Raw genomic sequence first — 21,132 nt, 5'->3', positions numbered from 1 at the left:
AGCCTTCCGAAACGCCAGAAGTCGTGTCAGGATGAACTAGAACGTGTTACAGAAATCAAGGAGCCCATGTGACCACGACGCCCGCCGCCCCCGCCATTCCCAGCGGATTCGACCCGACCGACCCCGATCTGTGCCAGGCCGGCGTCCCGCTTGACGAGTTCGCGGAGCTCCGGCGCACGGCCCCCGTCTGGTGGGTCGAGCAGCCGCAGGAGTCGCGAGCCGGCTTCAACGGCGAGGGCTTCTGGGCGATCAGCAAGCACGCCGACGTGTCCGCGGTGTCCAAGGACAGCAAGAACTTCTCGAGCCAGGAGAACGGCGCGATCATCCGGTTCGCCCCCGACATGACCCGCGACCAGGTCGAGCTGCAGGGCATCATGCTGATCAACCAGGATCCGCCGGACCACACCAAGATCCGCCAGATCATCAGCCGCGGCTTCACTCCGCGGTCGATCAACGCCCAGCACGACGTCCTCGTCCAGCGGGCCAACAACATCGTCGACGAGGCGATCGCCAAGGGCTCCGGCGACTTCGTCAACGAGGTCGCCTCCGAGCTGCCGCTGCAGGCGATCGCGGACCTCATGGGCGTACCGCAGGAGGATCGCGGCAAGCTCTTCGACTGGTCCAACACGATGATGTCGTTCGACGACCCCGACTTCGAGGGCAACCCGGACGAGGCCGCCGCCGAGATCCTCGTCTACGCGATGGGCCTGGCGGAGGAGCGGCGCAAGAACCCGCAGGACGACATCATCACCAAGCTCATCACCGCTGACGTCGACGGGCACGGGCAGCTCGGCGAGGACGAGTTCGGCTACTTCGTCATCATGCTTGCCGTGGCCGGCAACGAGACGACCCGCAACGCGATCACGCACGGCATGAACGCGTTCTTCCAGCACCCCGACCAGTGGGAGCTGTGGAAGGCCGAGCGCCCGTCGACGATGGTCGACGAGGTCATCCGCTGGGCCACGCCGGTGACGACCTTCCAGCGCACCGCGATCAACGACGTGATGGTCGGCGACGTCGAGGTCAAGAAGGGCGAGCGCGTCGGTCTCTACTACGCCAGCGCCAACCACGACGAGGACGTCTTCACCGATCCGGGCACGTTCGACATCACCCGCAGCCCCAACCCACACCTCTCGTTCGGCGGCCACGGCGCGCACTACTGCATCGGCGCCAACCTCGCCCGCCTCGAGGTCGAGATCATGTTCAACACGCTGGCCGACCGGCTGCCCGACATCAAACAGCTGGGCGAGGCCAAGCGCCTCCGCCACGGCTGGATCAACGGCATCAAGGAGCTCCCGGTCCAGTACGTCTGACCCTCCAAGATCTGGCCGCAGATCAACCGTTTCCCTCCAATTGGAGCGCGATTTCGGTTGATCAGTGGCCATTTCTTGGTTTAGGGGCCGTGACCCTCTGACCTAGTGATCCGGTTTGTCGGCGCCGACGACCCACATCGCGAAGAACTGCGAGCCGCCGCCGTACGCGTGACCGAGGGCCTTGCGGGCACCGTCGACCTGGTGCTCGCCGGCCTCGCCCATGACCTGAAGCGCAGCTTCACCGAAGCGGAGCATGCCGCTGGCGCCGATCGGGTTGGACGACAGCACGCCACCGCTCATGTTGACCGGGATGCGGCCTCCGATGGCGGTCTCGCCGGCCTCGGTGAGCTTCCACCCGCCGCCCTGCTCGGCGAAGCCGAGGTTCTCCAGCCACATCGGCTCGAACCAGGAGAACGGCACGTAGATCTCGGCGCAGTCGATCTCGTCGATCGGTGAGGTGATGCCGGCCTGCTTCCAGAGCGCGGCCGCAGCTTCGCGTCCGGCGTGCGGGTTGACCTGGTCGCGCTCGGCAGCGGTGGTGGGCTCGCTGCGCATCTGGGTGCCGTGGATCCAGGCCGGGTTCGTGATGCCGGACCGTTCGACGGCCGCTTCGGACGCGATGACTAGGGCGCACGCGCCGTCGGAGGACGGGCACGTCTCGTCATACCGGATGGGGTCCCACAGCATTTGCGACGCCAGCACGGAGTCGACCGTCGTGTCGGGGTTCTGCAGGTGGGCGTACGGATTCTTGAGCGCGTTCTGCCGGTCCTTCGCGGCGACGATCGCGCCGATGTGGGTGGGCGCGCCGGACCGCCGGATGTACGAACGTACGTGGGGCGCGAAGTAGCCACCGGCCCCGGCATGCACCGGCATGATGAACGGCACCGCAATCGACAGCGCCCACATCGCGTTGGACTCCGACTGCTTCTCGAACGCCACCGTGAGGACGCGCTCGTGGATGCCGGCCTCGACCAGGGACGCCGCGACGATCGCGGTGGAGCCGCCGACCGAGCCGGCCGTGTGCACCCGCAGCAGCGGCTTGCCGGGCGCTCCGAGCGCCTCGGCGAGGTAGAGCTCGGGCATCATGACGCCCTCGAACAGGTCAGGGGCCTTGCCGATGACGATCGCGTCGATGTCGGCGAAGGTCAGCTCGGCGTCGGCCAGGGCGCGGTCGACCGCCTCCCTCAGGAGCCCGGCCATCGACACGTCGCCGCGCTTGGCCCGGTGGTGCGTCTGGCCGACACCGACCACAGCAGCCAAGGTGCTCATGCCCGTCCTTCCATCGTGAGTACGAGGTTCTGTTGGAGCGCCGGCCCGGACGTGGCGTGCGCGAGCGCTCGTTGCGACGAGCCCGACCACACCTGTCGTGCGGCCTCGCCGATCCGGTTGAGCCCGGCGGTGAACATGGGGTTGGCGGTGAGCGCTCCACCCGACGGGTTGATCCGTACGTCGTCGCCGAGGCCGAGCGCCGAGCCGAGGATCAGCTCCTGGTGGGAGAACGGCGCGTGCAGCTCGGCGAGGTCGACGCCGTCGACACCGGCGGCGACGCCGGCCGCCTTCGTGCTCTCCGACACCGTGAGGTCGCGGGTGTTGAGCGCGCCCGGCTCGATGCGGTGCTCGAAGCCGGTGATCCACGCCGCCTGCCCCGGCAGCCGGTCGAAGCCAGGTGCGTCAGCCGCCGAGATGACGATCGCCGCGGCGCCGTCCGACACCGGGGCGCAGTCCCAGCGGCGCAACGGGTCGGCATATATCGGCTGGTCCAGGACGTCCTCGACGGACGTGGTCCGGGACCGGATCGCGTGCTGGTTGTCGGCTGCGTCGCTCATCGAGCGGGCGACGACGGCGGCCATCTGGTCCTGGTCCCAGGCGCCGGACTCCAGGCCCGACCGGGCCTGCATCGCGGCGACCGACACGGCGTCGGCCCAGAGCGGGGTGACGGTGTAGGGGTCCATCTGCAGGGACATGATGCGGCGCAGCTGGCCCGCGCTGGACTTGCCGAAGCCGTAGACGAGAGCGGTGTCGACGAGGCCGGTCTGGATCTTGACCCAGGCCTCGTAGAGCGCCCAGGCGGCGTCCATCTCGACGTGCGACTCCATGACCGGCGGCAGCGCGCCGATCGCGTCGACCGCCGAGACGAACGAGAACGAGCGCCCGGCGAGGTAGTCGCTCGACCCCGAGCACCAGAACCCGATGTCGGACTTGGTCCAGCCGGTCTGCTCGAACAGCTCCGCGAAGATCGGCACGAGCAGCTCGACACACGTGGGGGAGCCGTCGAACTCCTTCATCTGCCGCTGGGCGAAGCCGACAACCGCTACGTCTCTCATAGGTGCACCTTGTACGTCTCGAAGTCGGCGTCCGGTTCCCCGGTCGGCTCGAAGTGGCTGATGTTCTCGATCGTCGTGCCCCACTCGTCCCGTGGCTTCCAGACCGCCTTGACCCGCATCCCCATGCGTACGTCGGCGGGGTCGACTCCGAGCAACAGGTGCAGGAACGCGATGTCGGCGCCGTCGAGCAACATGTACGCCGACACGTACGGCGGCGTGATCTTCTGGCCGAGGAACGGCACGTTGACGATGCAGAATGTCGTGACGATGCCGGTGTCGGGCACCTCGACGACGGTCGTCGTCGGCACCCCGTCGACGGGGCAGGCACCACGCGGCGGCACGTAGACCTTCTCGCACACCGGGCAGCGCTGGCCGAGGATGCGCCCCTCGGCGAGACCGCGGAAGAACGCGGACTCCTCGGGCGACGCGGCGAAGTCGTACGCGAGGTGCACCGGGGAGATGATGCCGGTGACCGGCTCGCCACTCTCGGCGTCGGGCGTCATGGCGGGGGAGTCGTCGAGCGGCTCGAACCAGCGGATGTCCGTGATCGCGCCGAGGGTCTCGTCGGCCCAGCGCGCTCGCACGCGCATGCCGGTCTCGATCTGGTCGGCCGAGTCGACTGCGACCGCGTGCAGGAGGGGCCGGTCGGCGCCGTCGAGCACGACCTGCGCGAACGCGAACGGCCGGTCGAGCGGCTGGCCCGGGACCGGCTCGGGCACCCAGGCCCAGGTCTGCACGACGCCCTCGTCGCTGACCGGCACCAGCCCGGTGACCGGGTCGTACGTGTGTGGGTCGTACTCCGGCGGAGGGACGGCGACCGTCCCGTCGGAGAGCGTGCCGCCGAGGATCTGACGACGCTTGAGGCCGGTCATGAACTCCGAAAGGGTGGGCCCGAGGGACCTCGTGTAGTCGAACTCGACCTTCATGGGCGCGTGCAGGGTCCCGACGTCTGTCATGGTGAAAGTGAAACATGTTCTAGTTTTGCCTGCAAGAGCCCTATCGCTCAAAGTGGAACACGTTCTAGAATCGCGGACATGATCTCGTCGGACGCCATCACCTGGAACGCCCCCAACGACCCGCATCCCGCCCGCGCCGCCTCGCAACGCTCGTACTCCGCCGTCGCCAAGGGTGACCTCGACGAGTGGCTCACGGTGTATGCCGAGGATGCCGTGATCGAGGACCCGGTCGGCCCGTCGATGTTCGACCCGGACGGCAAGGGCCACCGCGGCCACGACGGCATACGCGCGTTCTGGGAGGCCGCGATCGCCCCGATCGACCGGTTCGCGTTCGAGATCAACGACTCGTTCGCCAACCCGGGGAGCAACACCTGCGCCAACATCGGCCGGATCAGGACGACGTTCGGTGACGGCAGCCACAGCACGACCGACCTGATCATGGTCTACGTCGTGCACGACGACGGACGGGTGGCGTCGATGAAGGCGTACTGGGAACCCGAACGCGCGATGGCCTCCTTCACCAAAGGGGAGTCGGCATGACGGTCTTCGGAGAGAACATCCTCGAGGGCAAGGTCGCGTACGTCGCCGGTGGCACGCGCGGCTTCAACCTGGCGATCGCCAAGCGGTATGCCGAGCAGGGCGCCAAGGTCGTGGTGATGAGCCGCGACGTCGAGCGCTGCGCCTCGGCCGCCAAGGAGATCACGGAGGCGGGCGGCGAGGCCCTCGGGCTCCCCGCCGATGCGCGTGACTACGACCGGATCGCCGAGACGATGCAGGAGACCGCCGACACGTTCGGCGGCATCGACATCGTCGTGGCGGGCCAGGCCGGCAACTTCTACGCGCCGGCGCTCGGCATGTCGTCCAAGGCGTTCCAGTCCGTCGTCGACATCGACCTCATGGGCACGTTCAACCTCTACCGCGCGAGCTTCGAGCACCTCCGCGCACCAGGTGCGTCGCTGATCGCGATCACCGCCCCGGAGGCGGTCAAGCCGCTCGCATTCCAGAGTCACGTCTGCGCGTCCAAGGCAGCGGTCAACATGCTGACCAAGTGCCTCGCGATCGAGTGGGGCCCTGCAGGCGTACGTGTCAACGGCATCAGCCCCGGCCCGATCGAGGACACCTGGGGCATGGACAACGTCATCGCCACGATGCCCGGCATCAAGGAGCACATCACCGCATCAACGCCGCTGCGCCGCTGGGGCACGCACGCCGACATCGCCGACGCCGCGCTGTTCCTCGCCTCGGACGCGTCGTCGTACGTCACCGGCACGATCCTCGACGTCGACGGCGGCATCACGATCAACACCGTGGGCGCTTCGGAGCGCGACGCGATCAACTTCAAGGACGATCCGCGGGTCAAGGGCCCGGGCAAGGGAGCACGCTAGACATGACACTCGACGCCGACATCCACCGCGGACCACACTCGGGGGAGATGCTCCTCGGATCGCTCAAGCGGCACCGTGACGTCCCCGTGCTCCAGCTCGGAGACCGCAGCATCACCGGCCAGGAGATGGCCGACCAGATGAGCCGGTACGTCCGCGCGCTGGAGGAGCTGGGCGCTGGCACAGGTGCGGCTGTGGGCCTGCTGGCAGCCAACCGCCCGGAGGTGCTCTTCCTGATCGGCGCCGGGCAGACCCAGGGCTACCGGCGTACCGCGCTGCACCCGCTCGGCTCGCTCGACGATCACGCGTACGTGCTCGACGACGCCGGCGCGACGGCGCTGATCGTCGACAACATCCCGACGTTCCTCGAGCGGGCCGAGGCGCTGAAGGACAAGGTGCCGTCGCTCGAGACCGTCATCACGATCGACGACCTGGCCGCCAAGGCGGCGACGTACGACGCCCAGCCGCTGGTGGCCAAGGAGCTGGCGCCAGACCACGTCGTCGGCATCACGTACACCGGCGGCACGACCGGCAAGCCCAAGGGCGTGATCGGCACGGCCTCGAGCATCGCCGCGATGACGCAGGTGCAGCTCGCCGAGTGGGAGTGGCCGGAGACGCCGACGTTCCTCATCTGCACGCCGTTGTCCCACGCCGGCGCCGCGTTCTTCGCGCCGACCGTGGCCAAGGGTGGCCGGCTGGTCGTGCTGCCCGGCTTCGACCCGGCGACGGTGCTGCGCACGATCGAGGAGCAGAAGATCAGCGCGACGATGCTGGTGCCGAGCATGCTCTACGCCCTCATGGACCACCCGGACTCGCACACACGTGACCTGTCGAGCCTCGAGACCGTCTATTACGGCGCGGCGCCGATCAACCCGACGCGTCTGGCCGAGGCGATCGAGCGGTTCGGGCCGATCTTCGCGCAGTTCTTCGGCCAGTCCGAGTGCCCCATGGTGATCTCCTACCTCGCCAAGGCCGATCACACACCCGAGCGCTTGGCCAGCTGCGGCCGCCCGAGTGCCTTCCTGCGTACGGCCCTGCTGGGCGAGGATGGCAAGCCTGTGGCTCCTGGTGAGCCCGGCGAGATCTGCGTCGCCGGGCCGGTGCTCGCGGGCGGCTACCTCAACAAGCCGGAGGAGACCGCGGAGGCGTTCCACGACGGCTGGCTGCACACCGGCGACATCGCCCGCGAGGACGAGGACGGCTTCTGGTTCATCGTCGACCGGGTCAAGGACATGATCGTCAGCGGTGGCTTCAACGTCTTCCCGCGGGAGGTCGAGGACGTCATCGCCGAGCATCCGGCCGTCGCCCAGGTCGGCGTGATCGGCACGCCGCACGAGAAGTTCGGCGAGGCCGTCACCGCGATCGTCGTGCTCCGCGAGGACGCGAAGCGCGACGGTCGTTCGCTCAGCCAGCTGAAGACGGAGATCCAGGCCTCGGTCAAGGAGCGCAAGGGCGCGGTGCAGTCGCCCAAGGAGGTCATCGTCGCGGACTCACTGCCGCTGACCGCGCTGGGCAAGCCCGACAAGAAGGCCCTGCGAGCCCAGTTCTGGACCGGAGACCGCCACGTCGGCTAGACCGGCTACCCCACTCGCTCGCTAGTGAGGCCGCCCGCGGCCGAACGGGAGGGAGCGAGGAACGAGCGACCGAAGCGTAGTGACCTCGATGGCTCGAGTGAGCCTCTCGCCATGCGCCCCTTCGCTTCGCTCCCGCTCCTCCCCCTACTCGCAGACCTCGTGGGGGGACCCCCAGCAGAGCTCGTCGCTAGGGGCCGGGCCTAGCGAGCGGTTAGCGGCCCTGGAAGTTGGGGGTACGTCTTTCGGCGAAGGCGCGGGGGCCTTCCTTGGCGTCCTCGGACGCGAACACCGCGGCGCCGACCTCGGCATCGGCCTTCCAGCAGTCGTCCTCGTGCTTGCCCTCGGAGTCGCGGATCGTCTTGAGCACGGCCTGCACCGCGAGCGGTCCGTTGGCGGCGATCAGGTCGGCGATCTCGTGCGCCTTGGCGAGCGCTTCGCCGTCCGGCACGACGTGTCCGATGAGCCCGATCTCCTTGGCCTCCGGCGCCTTGATGTGCCGGCCGGTCAGCAGCAGGTCGGCCGCCACGGTGTACGGGAGCTGGCGCGGCAGGCGTACGGCCGAACCGCCCAGGGGATAGAGGCCCCACTTCGGCTCGGAGACGCCGAACCGGGCGGACTCGCCCGCGACGCGGATGTCGGTGGCCTGCAGGATCTCGGTGCCACCGGCGATCGCCGGTCCCTCGACGGCCGCGATGAGCGGCTTGGTCAGCCGGAAGCCCTTGAGCAGCGGCTTGATGATCGTGGGGTCGAACTCGCCGGACTCGAACTTGTCCGAGGGCGAGGAGGACGACATCGACTTGAGGTCGGCGCCGGCGCAGAAGTAGCCGCCCGCCCCGGTCAGGATCACGACCTTGACATCGGGGTCGGAGTTGGTCCGGTCCCAGGCCTCGCCCATGATCCCGAGCATCTCGCCGGACAGGGCGTTGCGCGCCTCGGGCCGGTTCATCGTGACGACGAGAGTGTTGCCGTGGAGCTCGACGAGGCAGTGGGCAGCGTTGGTGGACATGAGGAGAGCGTAGTCAAAAACGAGAACGTGTTCTAGTCTTGGGCGCATGCCACTGAACATTGCCGACTTGTTCGAGCACGCCGTCGATGCCGTACCCGACCGCCCGATCCTCCAGGTCGGGAGCCGCAAGATGACATACGCCGAGCTGGAGGCGCAGTCCAACCAGCTCGCGCACTTCCTCGCCTGGCGGGGCATCGGGGCCGGCGACCACGTCGGGATCTACGCCAAGAACAGCATCGAGCACGTCGTGGCGCTGCTCGCGATCTTCAAAATCCGGGCCGTCGCGATCAACGTGAACTACCGGTACGTCGAGGCCGAGCTCAGCTACCTCATCGAGAACTCCGACATGGTCGCGCTGCTGCACGAGCGCCCGTACGCCGAGATGGTCGCGGCCACCGCCCCGCAGCACCCGGCGCTCAAGACGATCGTGGCGATGCCCGACCCGACGGCGCCCGACAGCGACGCCGACCTCTCGCTGTTCGGCGGGATGACCTGGGACGAGGCGCTGGCCGGGCAGAGTGCCGAGCGCGACTTCGGCGCACGCAGCGGCGACGACCTCTACATCGTCTACACCGGCGGCACGACCGGCTTCCCCAAGGGCGTGATGTGGCGCCATGAGGACTTCTGGCGCGTGCTCGGCGGTGGCATCGACTTCATGACGGGCAACCGCATCGAGGAGTTCACGCAGTCCGAGACCGCCAAGACCACCGACCCGATGGTGACGTTCCCGCTCAGCCCGCTGATGCACGGCGGCGCACAGGCGGCGATGCTGATGCACCTGTTCGCCGGGCACCTGACGATCCTCGAGCCCGGGTTCAACCCCGAGGAGACGTGGCGCATCATCGACCGCGAGAAGGTCCAGCTGATCTTCATGACCGGCGATGCGATGGCGCGACCGCTGATCGAGGCGTACGAGACCGGCAGCTACGACGGCAGCTCACTCGTCGCCGTCGCCAGCAGCGCCGCGATCTTCAGCCGCCCGGTCAAGGAGGTCTGGATGAAGGCGTTCCCCAACGCGTTCTTCACCGACTCGATCGGCTCGTCGGAGACCGGGTTCTCCGGCACCGGCCTGCAGGACAGCGAGAACATCCAGGGCCAGGGCCCCGTCGTCGCGCTCGGCGCCGAGACCGTGGTGCTCGACGACCACAACCAGGTCATCGACTCGGCCAACGTCGGCGCGATCGGCCGGCTCGCCCGCTCCGGCAGCGTGCCGATCGGCTACTACCGCGATCCCGAGAAGTCGGCGCGTACGTTCCTCGAGGTCGACGGCAAGCGCTACTCGGTGCCGGGCGACTACGCGCGCATCGAGCAGGACAACAAGGTGACGCTGCTGGGCCGAGGCTCCAACTGCATCAACACCGGCGGTGAGAAGGTCTACCCCGAGGAGGTCGAGATGGCGCTCAAGAGCCATCCCGACGTCTATGACGCGCTCGTCGTCGGCCTGCCCGACGAGAAGTGGGGCCACCACGTCTCGGCCGTGATCCAGTCGCGGTCCACCGAGCCGCCGACCCTCGAGGACCTGCAGACGCACCTGCGCAAGCTGCTCTCGGGCTACAAGCTGCCGCGCTCCGTCGCGTACGTCGACGAGATCCCGCGCACCGCGACGGGCAAGGCGAACTACCCCGCCGCCAAGGAGATCGCCGAAGCCACTCACCGGGGAGCCGTCGCCGATGCACACTGAGCTCTGCGACCGGTTCGGGATCCAGTACCCGATCTTCGCGTTCACCCCGTCCGAGCACGTCGCCGCCGCGGTCTCGCGCGCCGGCGGTCTGGGCGTGCTGGGCTGCGTCCGGTTCAACGAGGCCGACGAGCTCGACCGCACCCTCGACTGGCTCGACGACAACACGGACGGCAAGCCGTACGGCGTCGACGTCGTGATGCCGATGAAGGTGCCGACCGAGGGCAAGGCCATCGACTTGCAGGCGATGATCCCCGAGGAGCACGTCTCGTTCGTGGAGCGGACCCTGCAGCAGCTCGGCGTACCGCCGCTGCCCGAGGGAGAGGGTCGCGCCGGCGTCCTGGGCTGGCTGCACTCGGTCGCCCGCTCGCACGTCGACGTGGCGCTGAGCGGCAAGCACCGGCCGGTGCTGATCGCCAACGCCCTCGGCTCGCCGCCGAAGGACATCATCGACCAGGCCCACGAAGCAGGTGTGCAGGTCGCCGCGCTGGCCGGAGCGGCGAAGCACGCGCTGTCGCACGTCGCCAACGGCGTCGACATCATCATCGCGCAGGGCTACGAGGCCGGCGGTCACACGGGCGAGATCGCCAGCATGGTGCTGACCCCGGAGATCGTGGACGCGGTCGGACCCGACGTCGCCGTGCTGGGTGCCGGTGGGATCGGTCGCGGCCGGCAGGTCGCCGCGTCTCTCGCCCTCGGCGCGCAAGGAGTCTGGACCGGTTCGGTGTGGCTGACGACCGAGGAGTACCAGGAGCTCAACACCAACGCCGGCATGACCGAGGCGTTCCTCCGGGCATCCAGCGCGGACACCGTGCGGACACGTATATATACGGGCAAGCCGGCGCGGCTGCTCAAGACCAAGTGGACCCAGGCCTGGGACACCGAGGAGGCGCCCTCGCCGCTGCCGATGCCGTTGCAGAACCTGCTCGTGGCCGACGCGCACAGCCGGATGAACTCAGCCGGCAACCCCGACGTCATCTCGATGCCGGTGGGCCAGATCGTCGGCTCGATGAACTCCGTGCGCCCCGTCGCCGACGTCATGGCCGACCTGATCAACGAATACGAAGAAACCGTGAAGCGCCTGTCGTCGCTGTAACGAGGGAACCCGCCCCCTAGGGAGGCCGCCAGCGGCCGACCGGGAGCGAGCTCTGCGAGCGAAGGGTAGTGAGGTTGCAGGATCGCTCGAGCCTCTCGTCGCACGCCCCTTCGGTCGCTGGCGCTCCCTCCCGCTCCGCCCCCTACTCGCAGAGCTCGTGGGGGGACCCCCAGCAGAGCTCGTCGCTAGGGAGCGGAATAGGCCGTTCCGCGTTCTGCTCTTGTCCAGGTGGCGTCGGCGATGCTGGCTGCCGTGAGCTCGCGGTGGAGCACCTTGTGCGTCGCCGTGCGGGGCAGCGCATCGACGATGCGGACATAGCGCGGCCGCGCCTTGGGCGACAGGTCGGCCTGCTCGTCGAGGAAGCGCTCGAGGTCGTCCGGCCCCAGCTCGTCCCGCAGCACCAGCGCGGCCGCGACCTGGTCGCCGGAGCGCTCGTCGGGCACCGCGTAGACCGCGACCTGGTCGATCGCGGGATGCCGCAGCAGGATCTGCTCGATCGGCGCGCAGGCGAGGTTCTCGCCGTCGACGCGAAGCCAGGCGGCCGTACGCCCGGCGAACCAGACCCACCCCTCGGCATCCCGGTAGGCGAGGTCGCCGGACCAGTACATGCCGCCGCGCATGCGCTCCGCGGTTGCCTCGTCATCGTTGTAGTAGCCGGCGAACTGCCCTGCGCCGGTGGTGTTGACGAGCTCGCCGACGCACTCGTCGAGGTTGACCACCCGCCCGGCCGCGTCGACCTCAGCGCGTACGCACTCCGCACCGGTCTCGGGGTCGTGCACGGCAACCCCGTCGGCCGGCCAGCCCAGGGCGCCGGACGGCGTGCCGGGGAGCTTGCTGACGACGACAGCGTTCTCGGTCGAGCCGAACCCGTCGATCACGGTGCAGCCGAAGCGCTCCGCGAATGCGCGGATGTCGCGGTCGCCGGCCTCGTTGCCGAAGACGAGTCTCAGCGGGTTGTCCGCGTCGTCGGGAAGCTCGGGCGTGGCCAGGACGTACGTCAGCGGCTTGCCGACGTATGACGCATACGTCGCACCGAACCGGCGTACGTCCGACAGGAACTCCGACGCCGAGAACTTCTCGCGCAGCGCCACTGCGGCACCGGTCACGAGCGCCGGCGCCCACCCCGCCATCACGGCGTTGGAGTGGAACAGCGGCATCGCGACGTAGTGCACGTCGTCGCCCGTGAGGCCGAAGCGCTCGCTGAGGTACGCGCCGGGGTAGGTCACCTTCTCGTGGGTGATGCGCACGGCCTTGGGCCGGCCGCTCGTCCCCGAGGTGAAGATCAGCATGAAGAGAGAGTCGTCAGCCAGCGACGCGTCAGGAGCCTCACCGGCCATGTCGGTCCTTGAGCTTGTCGAAAGGTCATCAGCGTCGACGACCTGTATGCCCGTCAGGTCGAGGCCCTCCAGCAGCCCATGCTGCGTCGCGTCGGTCAGCAGCACCTGAACATCGGCGCGGCGCAGGTCTGCCACGAGTGCCTCACCGCGGCGGGTGCTGTTGACGCCGACCGCGACGTGCCCGCCGAGGCCCGCGGCGGCGAGCCCGAGCAGCATCTCGGCGGTGTTGTCCATCAGCAGCCCGACGTGCGGCGGCCGCTCCGGGTCCAGCAGACGACCGACCGCGGCAGCGCGGGCCGACGCGTCGGCGACGAGCTCGCGCCATGACCACGTACGCCCGTGGGTCAGCAGTGCCGGCGTGTCCTGCTCGGCGCGGGCCAGGAGGAGGTCCCGGATCGTCACGCGGGTTCTGCTGCGAGGCGCCGGCCGAGGCGCAGCGCCTGCTCCGTCGCGCCGCCGTACTGGAACTCGTAGCGCGTGGCCGCGGTGAAGTAGCGGTGCGCCACCCCGTCGAGGTCGACGCCGACACCACCGTGGATGTGCACCGTCGTGTGCGCGATGCGGTGGCCGGCATCGGCGGCCCAGAGCTTGGCCGTGGCGACGGCCTCCTCCGCCGGCAGGTGCTCGGCGAGTCGCCATGCCGCCTGCCAGACCGTCAGCGCCAGGAAGCGGGTGTCGATGTAGCCGTCGGCGAGGCGCTGCGAGACGGCCTGGAACGTGGCGACGGGCCGGTCGAACTGCTCGCGCGTCTTGGCGTACTCCGCCGTCAGCGCGACGGCGCCTTCGGTGATGCCGAGCTGCACGGCGCACGAGGCCACGGTCAGCAGGTCCAGCAGTCGCTGCGCCGCAGCGGAATCGCCGACGCGCCGGTCCGCGGCCACCCGTACGCCCTCGAGCTCGATCATGCCGGTGACGTCGCCGTCACTGAGGCGTTGCTCGCGAACGCCCACCTCGTTGACGTCGACGAGGAAGACGGCGGTCCCGGCGGTCGTCGTCGCGGTCACCAGGAAGGCGGTGGCGACCGTGGCGGCTGGGACGAGGTACTTGGTGCCGGTCAGCACGTACGTGCCGCCGTCGTCGGCCGCGGTGGTCGTCGGTGTGGTCGGGGCGTGCTCGTGCTCCTCGGCGATCGCACAGCTCAGCACGTCGGAGGCGAACCCGATGCGCTGCTGCTCGTCGCTGCCGTGCTCGCCGAGCCACAGACGTGCGACGGAGTCCGCGGCCAGCGGCACCGGAGCGACCGTGCGGCCGGCCTCGACCAGCACGCGGCACAGCTCGACGAAGCCGAGGCCCGCGCCGTCGTGCGCCTCGAGCGTCGTCAGGGTCAACAGCCCCGCACTGCGCAGCGCGGCCCAGAGCTCGGGATCGAAGCGGTTGCCTGCGGCCTCGACCTCTGCCAGCCGGGCCGGCTTGGTGTGGTCGCCCAGGATCGTCGCCGCCAGGGCAGCGGCGTCGTCGGCCTCGGGGGAGAACGTGAAGTCCATGGCAGTCCCTAACGCTTCGCTGCCGGCAGGCCGAGCCCGACGTAGCCGATGATGTCCCGCTGGATCTCGTTCGTGCCGCCGCCGAACGTCATGACGAGCGACGAGCGGAAGTAACGCTCCAGCCGGCCGGCGAGCACGGCGCCGGCCGAGTCCGCCGCGATGCCGGCTGCGGGCCCGACGACCTCCATCAATGATCGGTAGACCTCGATCGCCAGCTCGGATCCGTAGACCTTGATGGCCGACGCATCGGCGGGCGAGAGGGTGTCGATCTCGGTGGCGAGCTTCCAGCCCATGAGGGTCAGCGCCTCGGTACGGGCCTGCGCCCGGCCGAGCAGGATCTGCACCCACTGCTGGTCGATCACGCGTACGCCGTTGGCGTCCTTGGTCTGCCGCGCCCAGTCGGTGACGAGCTCGATCGAGTGGACGAGCGGCGCCGACGAGGTCAGCGCGACCCGCTCGCGGTTGAGCTGGTTGGTGATCAGCGCCCAGCCGCCGCCGCGACCGCCGATGAGGTTGTCGGCCGGCACCCGGACGTTGTCGTAGTAGGTCGCGCTCGTGCCGACGCCCGCGATCGTGTGCACCGGCGTGTAGGAGAAGCCCTCGGCGTCGGCCGGGACGAGGATCATCGACAGGCCCTTGTGCCGGGGCAGGTCGGGGTCGGTGCGGCACGCCATCCAGATCCAGTCGGCGTACTGGATCAGGGAGGTCCACATCTTCTGGCCGTTGACGACCCACTCGCCGGTCGACTCGTCGAGCTCGGCGCGCGTACGCAACGAGGCCAGGTCGGTGCCGGACCCCGGCTCCGAGTAGCCGATCGAGAAGTGCAGCTCGCCCTGGACGATCCGGGGGAGGAAGTACTCCTTCTGCTCCTGGGTGCCGTACTTCATGATCGTCGGGCCGACGGTGTTGAGCGTCAGGTAGGGGATCGGCACCCCGGCGACGGCCGCGACATTGGTGAAGATCAGCTCGTCGACCATCGAGCGGTTCTGCCCGCCCCACTCCTCGGGCCAGCCCATGCCGAGCCAGCCGTCGGCGCCGAGCTGGCGGATCACGTCCTTGTAGACCGTGGCGTCGCCGAACTCCCCGGAGGAGGCGGCGAGGGCGGCCCGGCGCTCGGGGGTGACCAGCTCGGAGAAGTAGCCCTTCAGCTCGTCACGAAGGCGAAGCTGGTCGGCTGTCAGGGCGACGTACATGTGGTAAAACTATAACGTGTTCTCGTTTTGGTCCACCATGGACCGCAATCGGAGGCAATCGTGAGTGAGACCCGCGTTCTCGACATCGGCACCGTCCCGGAGCGATTCGCCCGTGGCTGGCACTGCCTCGGCCTCGAGCGGGACTTCACCGACGGCAAGCCACACTCGGTGCAGGCGTTCGGCGGCAAGCTCGTGGTGTGGAGCGACTCGGAGGGTGCGCTGCACGTGCTCGACGGCTACTGCCGGCACATGGGCGGCGACCTGACGCAGGGCACCGTCAAGGGCGACGAGATCGCCTGCCCGTTCCACGACTGGCGCTGGGGCGGCGACGGCAAGTGCAAGGCCATCCCGTACGCCAAGCGCGTCCCGTTGCGAGCCCGCACTCAGCGCTACGAGAGCGTCGTCCGCAACGGCATGCTGATGATCTGGCACGACCCCGAGGGCAGCCCGGCCGACCTGGACGCGTTGCCGCCCGAGCTCGAGGGCGTCGGCACCGACAAGTACACCGAGTGGACCTGGAACGTCATCGAGGTCGACAACGCCCACTGCCGCGAGATCATCGACAACGTCGTCGACATGGCGCACTTCTTCTACATCCACTTCGCGTTCCCCACCAACTTCCGCAATGTCTTCGAGGGCGACAAGGCGACCCAGTTCATGGAGTCCACCGGGCGCCCGGACATGAAGGCCGAGGGCTACGGCGACGAGGACCTCGTGCTCAAGTCCGAGGCGACGTACTTCGGGCCGTCGTACATGATCAACTGGCTCGACACCGACTACAAGGGCTTCCTGACCAAGGTCATCTTGATCAACTGCCACATCCCGACCGGCCCCAACTCGTTCAACCTGCAGTACGGCCTGTGCGTCGAGAAGCCGGAGGGCGTCGACGAGGCCACGGCGAAGTACATCGGCGACAAGTACGCCGAGACGTTCGAGCAGGGCTTCCTGCAGGATGTCGCGATCTGGCAGAACAAGGCGCCGGTGCAGAACCCCCTGCTGTGCGAGGAGGACGGCCCGGTCTACCAGCTGCGCCGCTGGTACGAGCAGTTCTACGTCGACAAGGCCGACGTCGAGCCCGAGATGGTCGAACGGTTCGAGTTCGAGGTCGACACGACCAAGGCCAACGAGAACTGGCGCGCCGAGGTCGCCGAGAACCTTGCCCGCAAGGCGGCGGAGGACCGCCAGGCCGAGACGGCGGACGCCTGATGGCGTACATCGTCCCGACGCGGGCGGAGACGCTCGATGACCGCGAGCTCTACACGCAGGGCAACCTGTCGGACGTGACCTGCCGGCAGTGCCAGGCACAGGTCATGGTGCGCAAGAACAGCGAGCACCACACGTCGATCCAGTGGACGCGGGAAGCCGTCGAGACCTGTGCGGTCTTCTCCGAGCTCGACCAGCAGGACGACGGCCGGCCGGTCCACTCGGCCTGCCCCCAGCTGCTGGCGTCGATCGAGTACGCCGTCAGTGAAGGCATGGTCACGGTCGGCGCAGGAGTCGATCCGGTCGGACTGGACCGGGACCGCAACTCCCATGAGTGAGAGTTCCTTCGAGCTCGAGGTGCTCGACGTCATCGAGGAGACCGGCGACGCGCGCTCGGTCGTCCTCGACCCGGGCGAGCACCGGGAGCACTTCGCCTACACGCCGGGACAGTTCCTCACCGTCGCCGTGCCGAGCGACCGTACGGGCCTGGTGGCGCGCAGCTATTCGCTCTCCTCGACGCCGGTCGACGACGGACCCCTGACGATCACGGTCAAGCGCACACCCGACGGCTACGCCTCGGGCTGGATCTGCTCCGAGCTGCGGCCGGGCGACCGGCTCCGGGTGCTACCGCCGAGCGGCATCTTCACGCCCAAGGACCTCGACGCCGACCTGCTGCTGTTCGCCGGCGGCAGCGGCATCACGCCTGTCATGTCGATCATCCGTACGTCCCTGGCCCGCGGGTCGGGCCGGATCGTGCTGTTCTACGCCAACCGCGACGAGCGCTCGGTGATCTTCGGCGCAGCGCTCAAGGAGCTCGCGGCCGAGCACCCCGACCGCCTGCAGGTCGTCCACTGGCTCGAGTCGGTGCAGGGGTTGCCCTCGCAGGACCAGCTGCGTGCGTTCGCCGCCCAGTACGTCGAGCGCGACGCATTCGTCTGCGGACCGGCGCCGTTCATGGCGGCAACCGTGGCCGCACTGAAGGAGCTCGAGTTCCCCCGGGACCGCCGTCACCAGGAGAAGTTCGTATCGCTGGGCGGCAACCCGTTCGAGACGGCCGCCGAGCGCGAGCCCGGCGCCGACGAGGACGAGCCGGCCGCCGCTCCGGCGGGTCCCTCGGTGCACCTGCAGGTCGAGCTCGATGGTGTCGACTACGAGTACGACGACTGGCGGCCCGGCACGACCCTGCTGGAGCACCTGGAGAGCAAAGGCGTGAAGGCGCCATACTCCTGCCGCGAGGGCGAGTGCTCGGCCTGCGCGATCCGCCTGCTCGAGGGCGAGGTCACGATGCGCGCCAACGACGTGCTCGAGGACGAGGACCTGGCCGACGGCATACGTCTGGGGTGCCAGAGCGAGCCGGCGTCCGAGAAGGTCCGGGTGACGTACTCATGACCGCGATGGACATCCCGGATCAGGTGCCGGCCGACGAGGTCGCCTCGTGGTCCGACGAGGTCGACGTGCTCGTCATCGGCGCCGGCATGGCCGGCACAGCCGCTGCGATCGAGGCGGCGACTGCGGGCGCGCGGGTGCTGGTCGTCGACCGCGGTGGCCGACTGTCGGCCACCAGCGCGATGGCCGGAGGACACTTCTACCTCGGCGGTGGCACGCCCTGCCAGGAGGTCAGCGGCTACGAGGACACCCCCGAGGAGATGGCGAAGTATCTCCAGGCCGTCTCGCCCGAGTGCGACCCGGAGAAGATCCGGCTCTACAGCGAGGGCAGCGTCGAGCACTTCGGCTGGCTCGAGTCGCTCGGCTTCGAGTTCGAGCGCTCGTTCTACCCGGACAAGAGCGTCATGGCGCCGGGCACGCAGGGCGTGATGTTCACCGGCAACGAGAAGGTGTGGCCGTTCCACGACATCGCGAAGCCGGCGCCCCGTGGCCACCAGCCACCTGTCGTGGGTGACTCCGGCGGCGGTGCGCTCGTGCTCGACCTGGCCCTGAAGCGGCTCGACGAGCTCGGCGTCGAGGTCCGCTTCGACACCGGCGCGACGGCGCTCGTGACCGACGGTGACCGGGTGGTCGGGGTGACCTGGAAGCGCTTCAGCGAGACCGGCGCCGTTCGTGCGGGAGCCGTGGTCATCGCCGCCGGGGGCTTCGTCATGAACCCGGAGATGGTGCATGCGTTCGCGTCGCCCCTCGAGGCCTTGCTGGCCCGGGGCATGGCGCTCGGCAACACGTACGACGACGGGCTCGGGATCCGGCTCGGCGAGTCGGTCGGTGCCGCGACCGAGCACATGGACGGCGCGTTCCTGACCGCCCCGTTCTACCCGCCCGGTCATCTCGTCTCGGGGATCTGCGTCAACAGCCACGGCGAGCGGTTCGTCGCGGAGGACTCCTACCACTCCCGCACGTCGGCCTTCGTCTTCGACCAGCCCGGCCAGAAGGCGTGGCTGATCCTGGACTCGGTGCAGATGGCCGAGCCGGCATACGGGCTGCAGCCACTGGTCGACGGGTGGGAGACGGTCGCCGAGATGGAGGTCGGGCTCGGCGTGCCGGCCGGATCGCTGGCCCGCACGCTCGACGACTACAACGCGGCAGCCCGCGACGGTGCCGACCCGGCGTTCCGCAAGGCCGCGGAGTACGTCGTGCCGCTCGACGTCCCGCCCTACGGCGCGTACGACCTGACCCCCGGCCACGCTTTCTACTCGGGGTTCACGTGCGGTGGACTCGCCGTCGACCCCGATGGTCGCGTGCTGCGCGAGGACCGCTCGGCCGTCGACGGCCTGTACGCCGCGGGCGCCTGCGCCTCCAACATCGCGGTCGACGGGCGTGGCTACGCCTCGGGCACCCAGCTCGGGGAGGCGTCGTTCTTCGGCCGTCGTGCCGGGCGGCATGCCGCCACCAGAACCCCTGAAAACGTAACGCAGATCACACCGGGTCGTTACTCTTCTGAAGTCACGCCGGCCGCCGAAAAGACACACGTTGCCCCGCCAGGGTCCCGTCGCAGCGGAGTCGATGGCCACCAGGAGGAGACATGGGCCTGAGTCTTGCCTCGGTGGTGCGCGGCCCCGGTCAGGTCGCCGCGATGTCGTGGGACGTCGCGAAGCTCACCTTCACGACCCGCTTCCAGCTGCGCGAGTTCGTCGAGCAGGCCTGGTTCGTCGCCAGCGTCACGCTGATGCCGACGATCCTGGTGTCGATCCCGTTCGGCGCGGTCATCGCGCTGCAGGTCGGCAACCTCACTGGTCAGCTCGGTGCCCAGTCGTTCGCCGGTGCCACCGCGGTGCTCGCTACGGTGCGAGAGGCGGCACCGATCGCCGCGGCCCTCATCATCGCGGGCGCGGCCGGCTCGGCGATCTGCTCGGACCTCGGCGCACGCAAGATGCGCGAGGAGATCGATGCGATGGAGACGTTGGGCATCGACCCGATCGCGCGACTCGTCGTGCCGCGCGCACTGGCGACCGTCACGGTGGCGATGCTGATGAACGGCATCGTCATCACGGCCGGCATCGCGGGCGGCTACTACTTCACGGTGATCGTGCAGGGCGGCTCCGCCGGTGCCTTCCTCGCCTCGTTCACCGCGCTGGCGACCCTGCCCGACATCTACGTCTCGATGATCAAGGCTGCGACGTTCGGCTTCCTCGCGGCGATCGTCGGGTCCTACAAGGGACTCAGCGCAGGCGGCGGCCCCGCCGGTGTCGGCCGCGCGGTCAACGAGTCGGTCATCCTCTCGTTCATGCTGCTGTTCCTGCTCAACTCGATCATCACGGCGCTCTACTTCCAGTTCGTCCCCCAGGCAGGCCTGTGATGAGCGTCCTTACCGAGCTCGGCACCTCGGCCGTCAAGTCCGGGCGCACCCGCCTGGAGACGATGGGCGACCAGCTGCTGTTCTACGCCAAGGCACTGGGGTCGATCCCGCACGTGCTGCGCAGCTACCGCAAGGAGGTCGCCAAGACCCTCGCGGAGGTCGTGTTCGGTGTCGGTGCCCTCTCCGTCATCGCCGGCACGGTCGGCGTCATCGCCTTCCTCGCGTTCTTCGCCGGCACCGAGGTCGGGCTGCAGGGCTACGCCTCGCTGAGCCAGATCGGCGTCGCGAAGTTCACGGCGTTCATCTCGGCGTACTTCAACACCCGCGAGGTGGCGCCCCTGGTGTCCTCGATCGCGCTGGCCGCCACGGTCGGCTGCGGCTACACCGCGCGGCTCGGCGCCATGCGGATCTCCGAGGAGATCGACGCCCTCGAGGTCATGGGCGTGCCCTCGATCCCGTTCCTGGTGACGACGCGGATGATCGCGGGATTCGTCTCGGTGATCCCGCTCTACACGGTCGCGCTGCTCGCGTCCTACCTCTCGCCACGACTCATCACCACGATGGTCTACGGCGAGTCCGTCGGCACGTACGACCACTACTTCCGCCAGTTCCTGCCGCCCGTCGACATCCTCTGGTCGTTCGGCAAGATGATCGTCCTGGCGGTCCTGATCATCTTGATCCACTGCTACTACGGCTACACCGCTTCCGGCGGCCCGGCCGGCGTGGGCGTCGCCGTCGGGCGCGCCATCCGCTCATCGATCGTCACGGTCGTCGTCGTCAACTTCTTCCTGAGCTTCGCCATCTGGGGATCGACGACCACCGTGCGGATCACGGGGTAGCC

The 21,132-nt window shown here is 69.0% G+C and carries 19 protein-coding genes; 12 read left to right on the top strand and 7 right to left on the bottom strand.

Going from position 1 to position 21,132, the window contains the following annotated elements; genetic code table 11:
- Nucleotides 1-68: 68 nt before the first annotated feature.
- Nucleotides 69-1,313 carry a cytochrome P450 gene (locus BOSE46_RS16835; RefSeq protein ID WP_159541333.1) on the top strand — a complete coding sequence of 415 codons (1,245 nt, stop codon included), beginning with the start codon at nucleotides 69-71 and terminating at the stop codon, nucleotides 1,311-1,313.
- A gap of 102 nt (nucleotides 1,314-1,415) precedes the next feature.
- Here the strand turns inward: BOSE46_RS16835 and BOSE46_RS16830 are convergent, their stop codons facing one another.
- The 3 genes from BOSE46_RS16830 to BOSE46_RS16820 are packed head-to-tail and all read right to left on the bottom strand — an operon-like array spanning nucleotide 1,416 to nucleotide 4,593.
- Nucleotides 1,416-2,582: a thiolase domain-containing protein gene (locus tag BOSE46_RS16830; protein WP_159541332.1), complete on the bottom strand. Its 1,167-nt coding sequence runs from the start codon at nucleotides 2,580-2,582 to the stop codon at nucleotides 1,416-1,418.
- Nucleotides 2,579-3,637: a thiolase domain-containing protein gene (locus tag BOSE46_RS16825; protein ID WP_159541331.1), complete on the bottom strand. Its 1,059-nt coding sequence runs from the start codon at nucleotides 3,635-3,637 to the stop codon at nucleotides 2,579-2,581. Before BOSE46_RS16825 ends, BOSE46_RS16830 begins: the two co-directional genes overlap by 4 nt.
- The gene (locus tag BOSE46_RS16820) at nucleotides 3,634-4,593 is read right to left on the bottom strand and encodes a Zn-ribbon domain-containing OB-fold protein (protein ID WP_159541330.1); all 960 of its coding nucleotides are present in this window, start codon (nucleotides 4,591-4,593) and stop codon (nucleotides 3,634-3,636) included. Before BOSE46_RS16820 ends, BOSE46_RS16825 begins: the two co-directional genes overlap by 4 nt.
- 78 nt (nucleotides 4,594-4,671) lie before the next feature.
- Between BOSE46_RS16820 and BOSE46_RS16815 the strand changes: the two genes are divergently transcribed.
- Genes BOSE46_RS16815 through fadD8 form a run of 3 tightly spaced genes read left to right on the top strand, consistent with a single transcriptional unit; the run spans nucleotide 4,672 to nucleotide 7,549 of the window.
- On the top strand, nucleotides 4,672-5,133 hold the full coding sequence (locus BOSE46_RS16815) for a nuclear transport factor 2 family protein (protein WP_159541329.1): 462 nt from the start codon (nucleotides 4,672-4,674) through the stop codon (nucleotides 5,131-5,133).
- Nucleotides 5,130-5,978, top strand: a complete 849-nt coding sequence (locus BOSE46_RS16810) for an SDR family oxidoreductase (protein ID WP_159541328.1) — start codon at nucleotides 5,130-5,132, stop codon at nucleotides 5,976-5,978. The genes BOSE46_RS16815 and BOSE46_RS16810 overlap by 4 nt, the downstream gene beginning before the upstream one ends.
- A gap of 2 nt (nucleotides 5,979-5,980) precedes the next feature.
- Nucleotides 5,981-7,549, top strand: coding sequence for a fatty-acid--CoA ligase FadD8 (fadD8, locus tag BOSE46_RS16805; RefSeq protein ID WP_159541327.1), 1,569 nt, complete (start codon nucleotides 5,981-5,983; stop codon nucleotides 7,547-7,549).
- A gap of 211 nt (nucleotides 7,550-7,760) precedes the next feature.
- Here the strand turns inward: fadD8 and BOSE46_RS16800 are convergent, their stop codons facing one another.
- Nucleotides 7,761-8,555, bottom strand: a complete 795-nt coding sequence (locus BOSE46_RS16800; protein WP_159541326.1) for a crotonase/enoyl-CoA hydratase family protein — start codon at nucleotides 8,553-8,555, stop codon at nucleotides 7,761-7,763.
- A gap of 46 nt (nucleotides 8,556-8,601) precedes the next feature.
- Here BOSE46_RS16800 and BOSE46_RS16795 point away from each other — a divergent pair, with 46 nt between their 5' ends.
- Nucleotides 8,602-10,236 carry an acyl-CoA synthetase gene (locus BOSE46_RS16795; protein ID WP_159541325.1) on the top strand — a complete coding sequence of 545 codons (1,635 nt, stop codon included), beginning with the start codon at nucleotides 8,602-8,604 and terminating at the stop codon, nucleotides 10,234-10,236.
- Nucleotides 10,226-11,329, top strand: a complete 1,104-nt coding sequence (locus BOSE46_RS16790; RefSeq protein ID WP_159541324.1) for a nitronate monooxygenase family protein — start codon at nucleotides 10,226-10,228, stop codon at nucleotides 11,327-11,329. The genes BOSE46_RS16795 and BOSE46_RS16790 overlap by 11 nt, the downstream gene beginning before the upstream one ends.
- Nucleotides 11,330-11,514: 185 nt before the next feature.
- Here BOSE46_RS16790 and BOSE46_RS16785 read toward each other — a convergent pair whose 3' ends face one another.
- From BOSE46_RS16785 to BOSE46_RS16775, 3 genes are read right to left on the bottom strand one after another with little or no spacing between them, the layout of a single operon-like run.
- Nucleotides 11,515-13,068, bottom strand: a complete 1,554-nt coding sequence (locus BOSE46_RS16785; protein WP_201299657.1) for an AMP-binding protein — start codon at nucleotides 13,066-13,068, stop codon at nucleotides 11,515-11,517.
- Nucleotides 13,065-14,150 carry an acyl-CoA dehydrogenase family protein gene (locus BOSE46_RS16780; protein WP_159541322.1) on the bottom strand — a complete coding sequence of 362 codons (1,086 nt, stop codon included), beginning with the start codon at nucleotides 14,148-14,150 and terminating at the stop codon, nucleotides 13,065-13,067. The genes BOSE46_RS16785 and BOSE46_RS16780 overlap by 4 nt, the downstream gene beginning before the upstream one ends.
- 8 nt (nucleotides 14,151-14,158) lie before the next feature.
- Nucleotides 14,159-15,343: an acyl-CoA dehydrogenase family protein gene (locus tag BOSE46_RS16775; RefSeq protein WP_159541321.1), complete on the bottom strand. Its 1,185-nt coding sequence runs from the start codon at nucleotides 15,341-15,343 to the stop codon at nucleotides 14,159-14,161.
- A gap of 60 nt (nucleotides 15,344-15,403) precedes the next feature.
- Between BOSE46_RS16775 and BOSE46_RS16770 the strand changes: the two genes are divergently transcribed.
- The 6 genes from BOSE46_RS16770 to BOSE46_RS16745 are packed head-to-tail and all read left to right on the top strand — an operon-like array spanning nucleotide 15,404 to nucleotide 21,130.
- Nucleotides 15,404-16,549, top strand: coding sequence for a Rieske 2Fe-2S domain-containing protein (locus tag BOSE46_RS16770; protein WP_159541320.1), 1,146 nt, complete (start codon nucleotides 15,404-15,406; stop codon nucleotides 16,547-16,549).
- Nucleotides 16,549-16,884, top strand: coding sequence for a hypothetical protein (locus BOSE46_RS16765; RefSeq protein ID WP_159541319.1), 336 nt, complete (start codon nucleotides 16,549-16,551; stop codon nucleotides 16,882-16,884). The genes BOSE46_RS16770 and BOSE46_RS16765 overlap by 1 nt, the downstream gene beginning before the upstream one ends.
- A complete protein-coding gene (locus BOSE46_RS16760) occupies nucleotides 16,877-17,935 on the top strand; it encodes a ferredoxin--NADP reductase (RefSeq protein ID WP_159541318.1) in 1,059 nt (352 codons plus the stop codon). Before BOSE46_RS16765 ends, BOSE46_RS16760 begins: the two co-directional genes overlap by 8 nt.
- Nucleotides 17,932-19,527, top strand: coding sequence for an FAD-binding protein (locus tag BOSE46_RS16755; protein WP_159541317.1), 1,596 nt, complete (start codon nucleotides 17,932-17,934; stop codon nucleotides 19,525-19,527). The genes BOSE46_RS16760 and BOSE46_RS16755 overlap by 4 nt, the downstream gene beginning before the upstream one ends.
- 41 nt (nucleotides 19,528-19,568) lie before the next feature.
- A complete protein-coding gene (locus tag BOSE46_RS16750; RefSeq protein WP_371415526.1) occupies nucleotides 19,569-20,291 on the top strand; it encodes an MlaE family ABC transporter permease in 723 nt (240 codons plus the stop codon).
- On the top strand, nucleotides 20,291-21,130 hold the full coding sequence (locus tag BOSE46_RS16745; RefSeq protein WP_159541315.1) for an ABC transporter permease: 840 nt from the start codon (nucleotides 20,291-20,293) through the stop codon (nucleotides 21,128-21,130). The genes BOSE46_RS16750 and BOSE46_RS16745 overlap by 1 nt, the downstream gene beginning before the upstream one ends.
- The last annotated feature ends 2 nt before the right edge of the window (nucleotides 21,131-21,132 follow it).

Source organism: Aeromicrobium sp. 9AM (assembly GCF_902506105.1).
Taxonomy (GTDB): Bacteria; Actinomycetota; Actinomycetes; order Propionibacteriales; family Nocardioidaceae; genus Aeromicrobium.
The sequence above is the reverse complement of the archived record's forward strand: the minus strand, read 5'-3'. Positions and strand labels throughout refer to the sequence as shown.

What these genes read in the sequence shown, in the direction of transcription:
- fadD8 (WP_159541327.1), top strand. Translation starts at nt 5,981, where the DNA reads ATGACACTCGACGCCGACATCCACCGCGGACCACACTCGGGGGAGATG.
- BOSE46_RS16780 (WP_159541322.1), bottom strand. Translation starts at nt 14,150, where the DNA reads ATGGACTTCACGTTCTCCCCCGAGGCCGACGACGCCGCTGCCCTGGCG.
- BOSE46_RS16815 (WP_159541329.1), top strand. Translation starts at nt 4,672, where the DNA reads ATGATCTCGTCGGACGCCATCACCTGGAACGCCCCCAACGACCCGCAT.
- BOSE46_RS16760 (WP_159541318.1), top strand. Translation starts at nt 16,877, where the DNA reads ATGAGTGAGAGTTCCTTCGAGCTCGAGGTGCTCGACGTCATCGAGGAG.
- BOSE46_RS16790 (WP_159541324.1), top strand. Translation starts at nt 10,226, where the DNA reads ATGCACACTGAGCTCTGCGACCGGTTCGGGATCCAGTACCCGATCTTC.
- BOSE46_RS16775 (WP_159541321.1), bottom strand. Translation starts at nt 15,343, where the DNA reads ATGTACGTCGCCCTGACAGCCGACCAGCTTCGCCTTCGTGACGAGCTG.
- BOSE46_RS16825 (WP_159541331.1), bottom strand. Translation starts at nt 3,637, where the DNA reads ATGAGAGACGTAGCGGTTGTCGGCTTCGCCCAGCGGCAGATGAAGGAG.
- BOSE46_RS16755 (WP_159541317.1), top strand. Translation starts at nt 17,932, where the DNA reads ATGACCGCGATGGACATCCCGGATCAGGTGCCGGCCGACGAGGTCGCC.
- BOSE46_RS16765 (WP_159541319.1), top strand. Translation starts at nt 16,549, where the DNA reads ATGGCGTACATCGTCCCGACGCGGGCGGAGACGCTCGATGACCGCGAG.
- BOSE46_RS16820 (WP_159541330.1), bottom strand. Translation starts at nt 4,593, where the DNA reads ATGACAGACGTCGGGACCCTGCACGCGCCCATGAAGGTCGAGTTCGAC.
- BOSE46_RS16795 (WP_159541325.1), top strand. Translation starts at nt 8,602, where the DNA reads ATGCCACTGAACATTGCCGACTTGTTCGAGCACGCCGTCGATGCCGTA.
- BOSE46_RS16800 (WP_159541326.1), bottom strand. Translation starts at nt 8,555, where the DNA reads ATGTCCACCAACGCTGCCCACTGCCTCGTCGAGCTCCACGGCAACACT.
- BOSE46_RS16745 (WP_159541315.1), top strand. Translation starts at nt 20,291, where the DNA reads ATGAGCGTCCTTACCGAGCTCGGCACCTCGGCCGTCAAGTCCGGGCGC.
- BOSE46_RS16750 (WP_371415526.1), top strand. Translation starts at nt 19,569, where the DNA reads ATGTCGTGGGACGTCGCGAAGCTCACCTTCACGACCCGCTTCCAGCTG.
- BOSE46_RS16830 (WP_159541332.1), bottom strand. Translation starts at nt 2,582, where the DNA reads ATGAGCACCTTGGCTGCTGTGGTCGGTGTCGGCCAGACGCACCACCGG.
- BOSE46_RS16810 (WP_159541328.1), top strand. Translation starts at nt 5,130, where the DNA reads ATGACGGTCTTCGGAGAGAACATCCTCGAGGGCAAGGTCGCGTACGTC.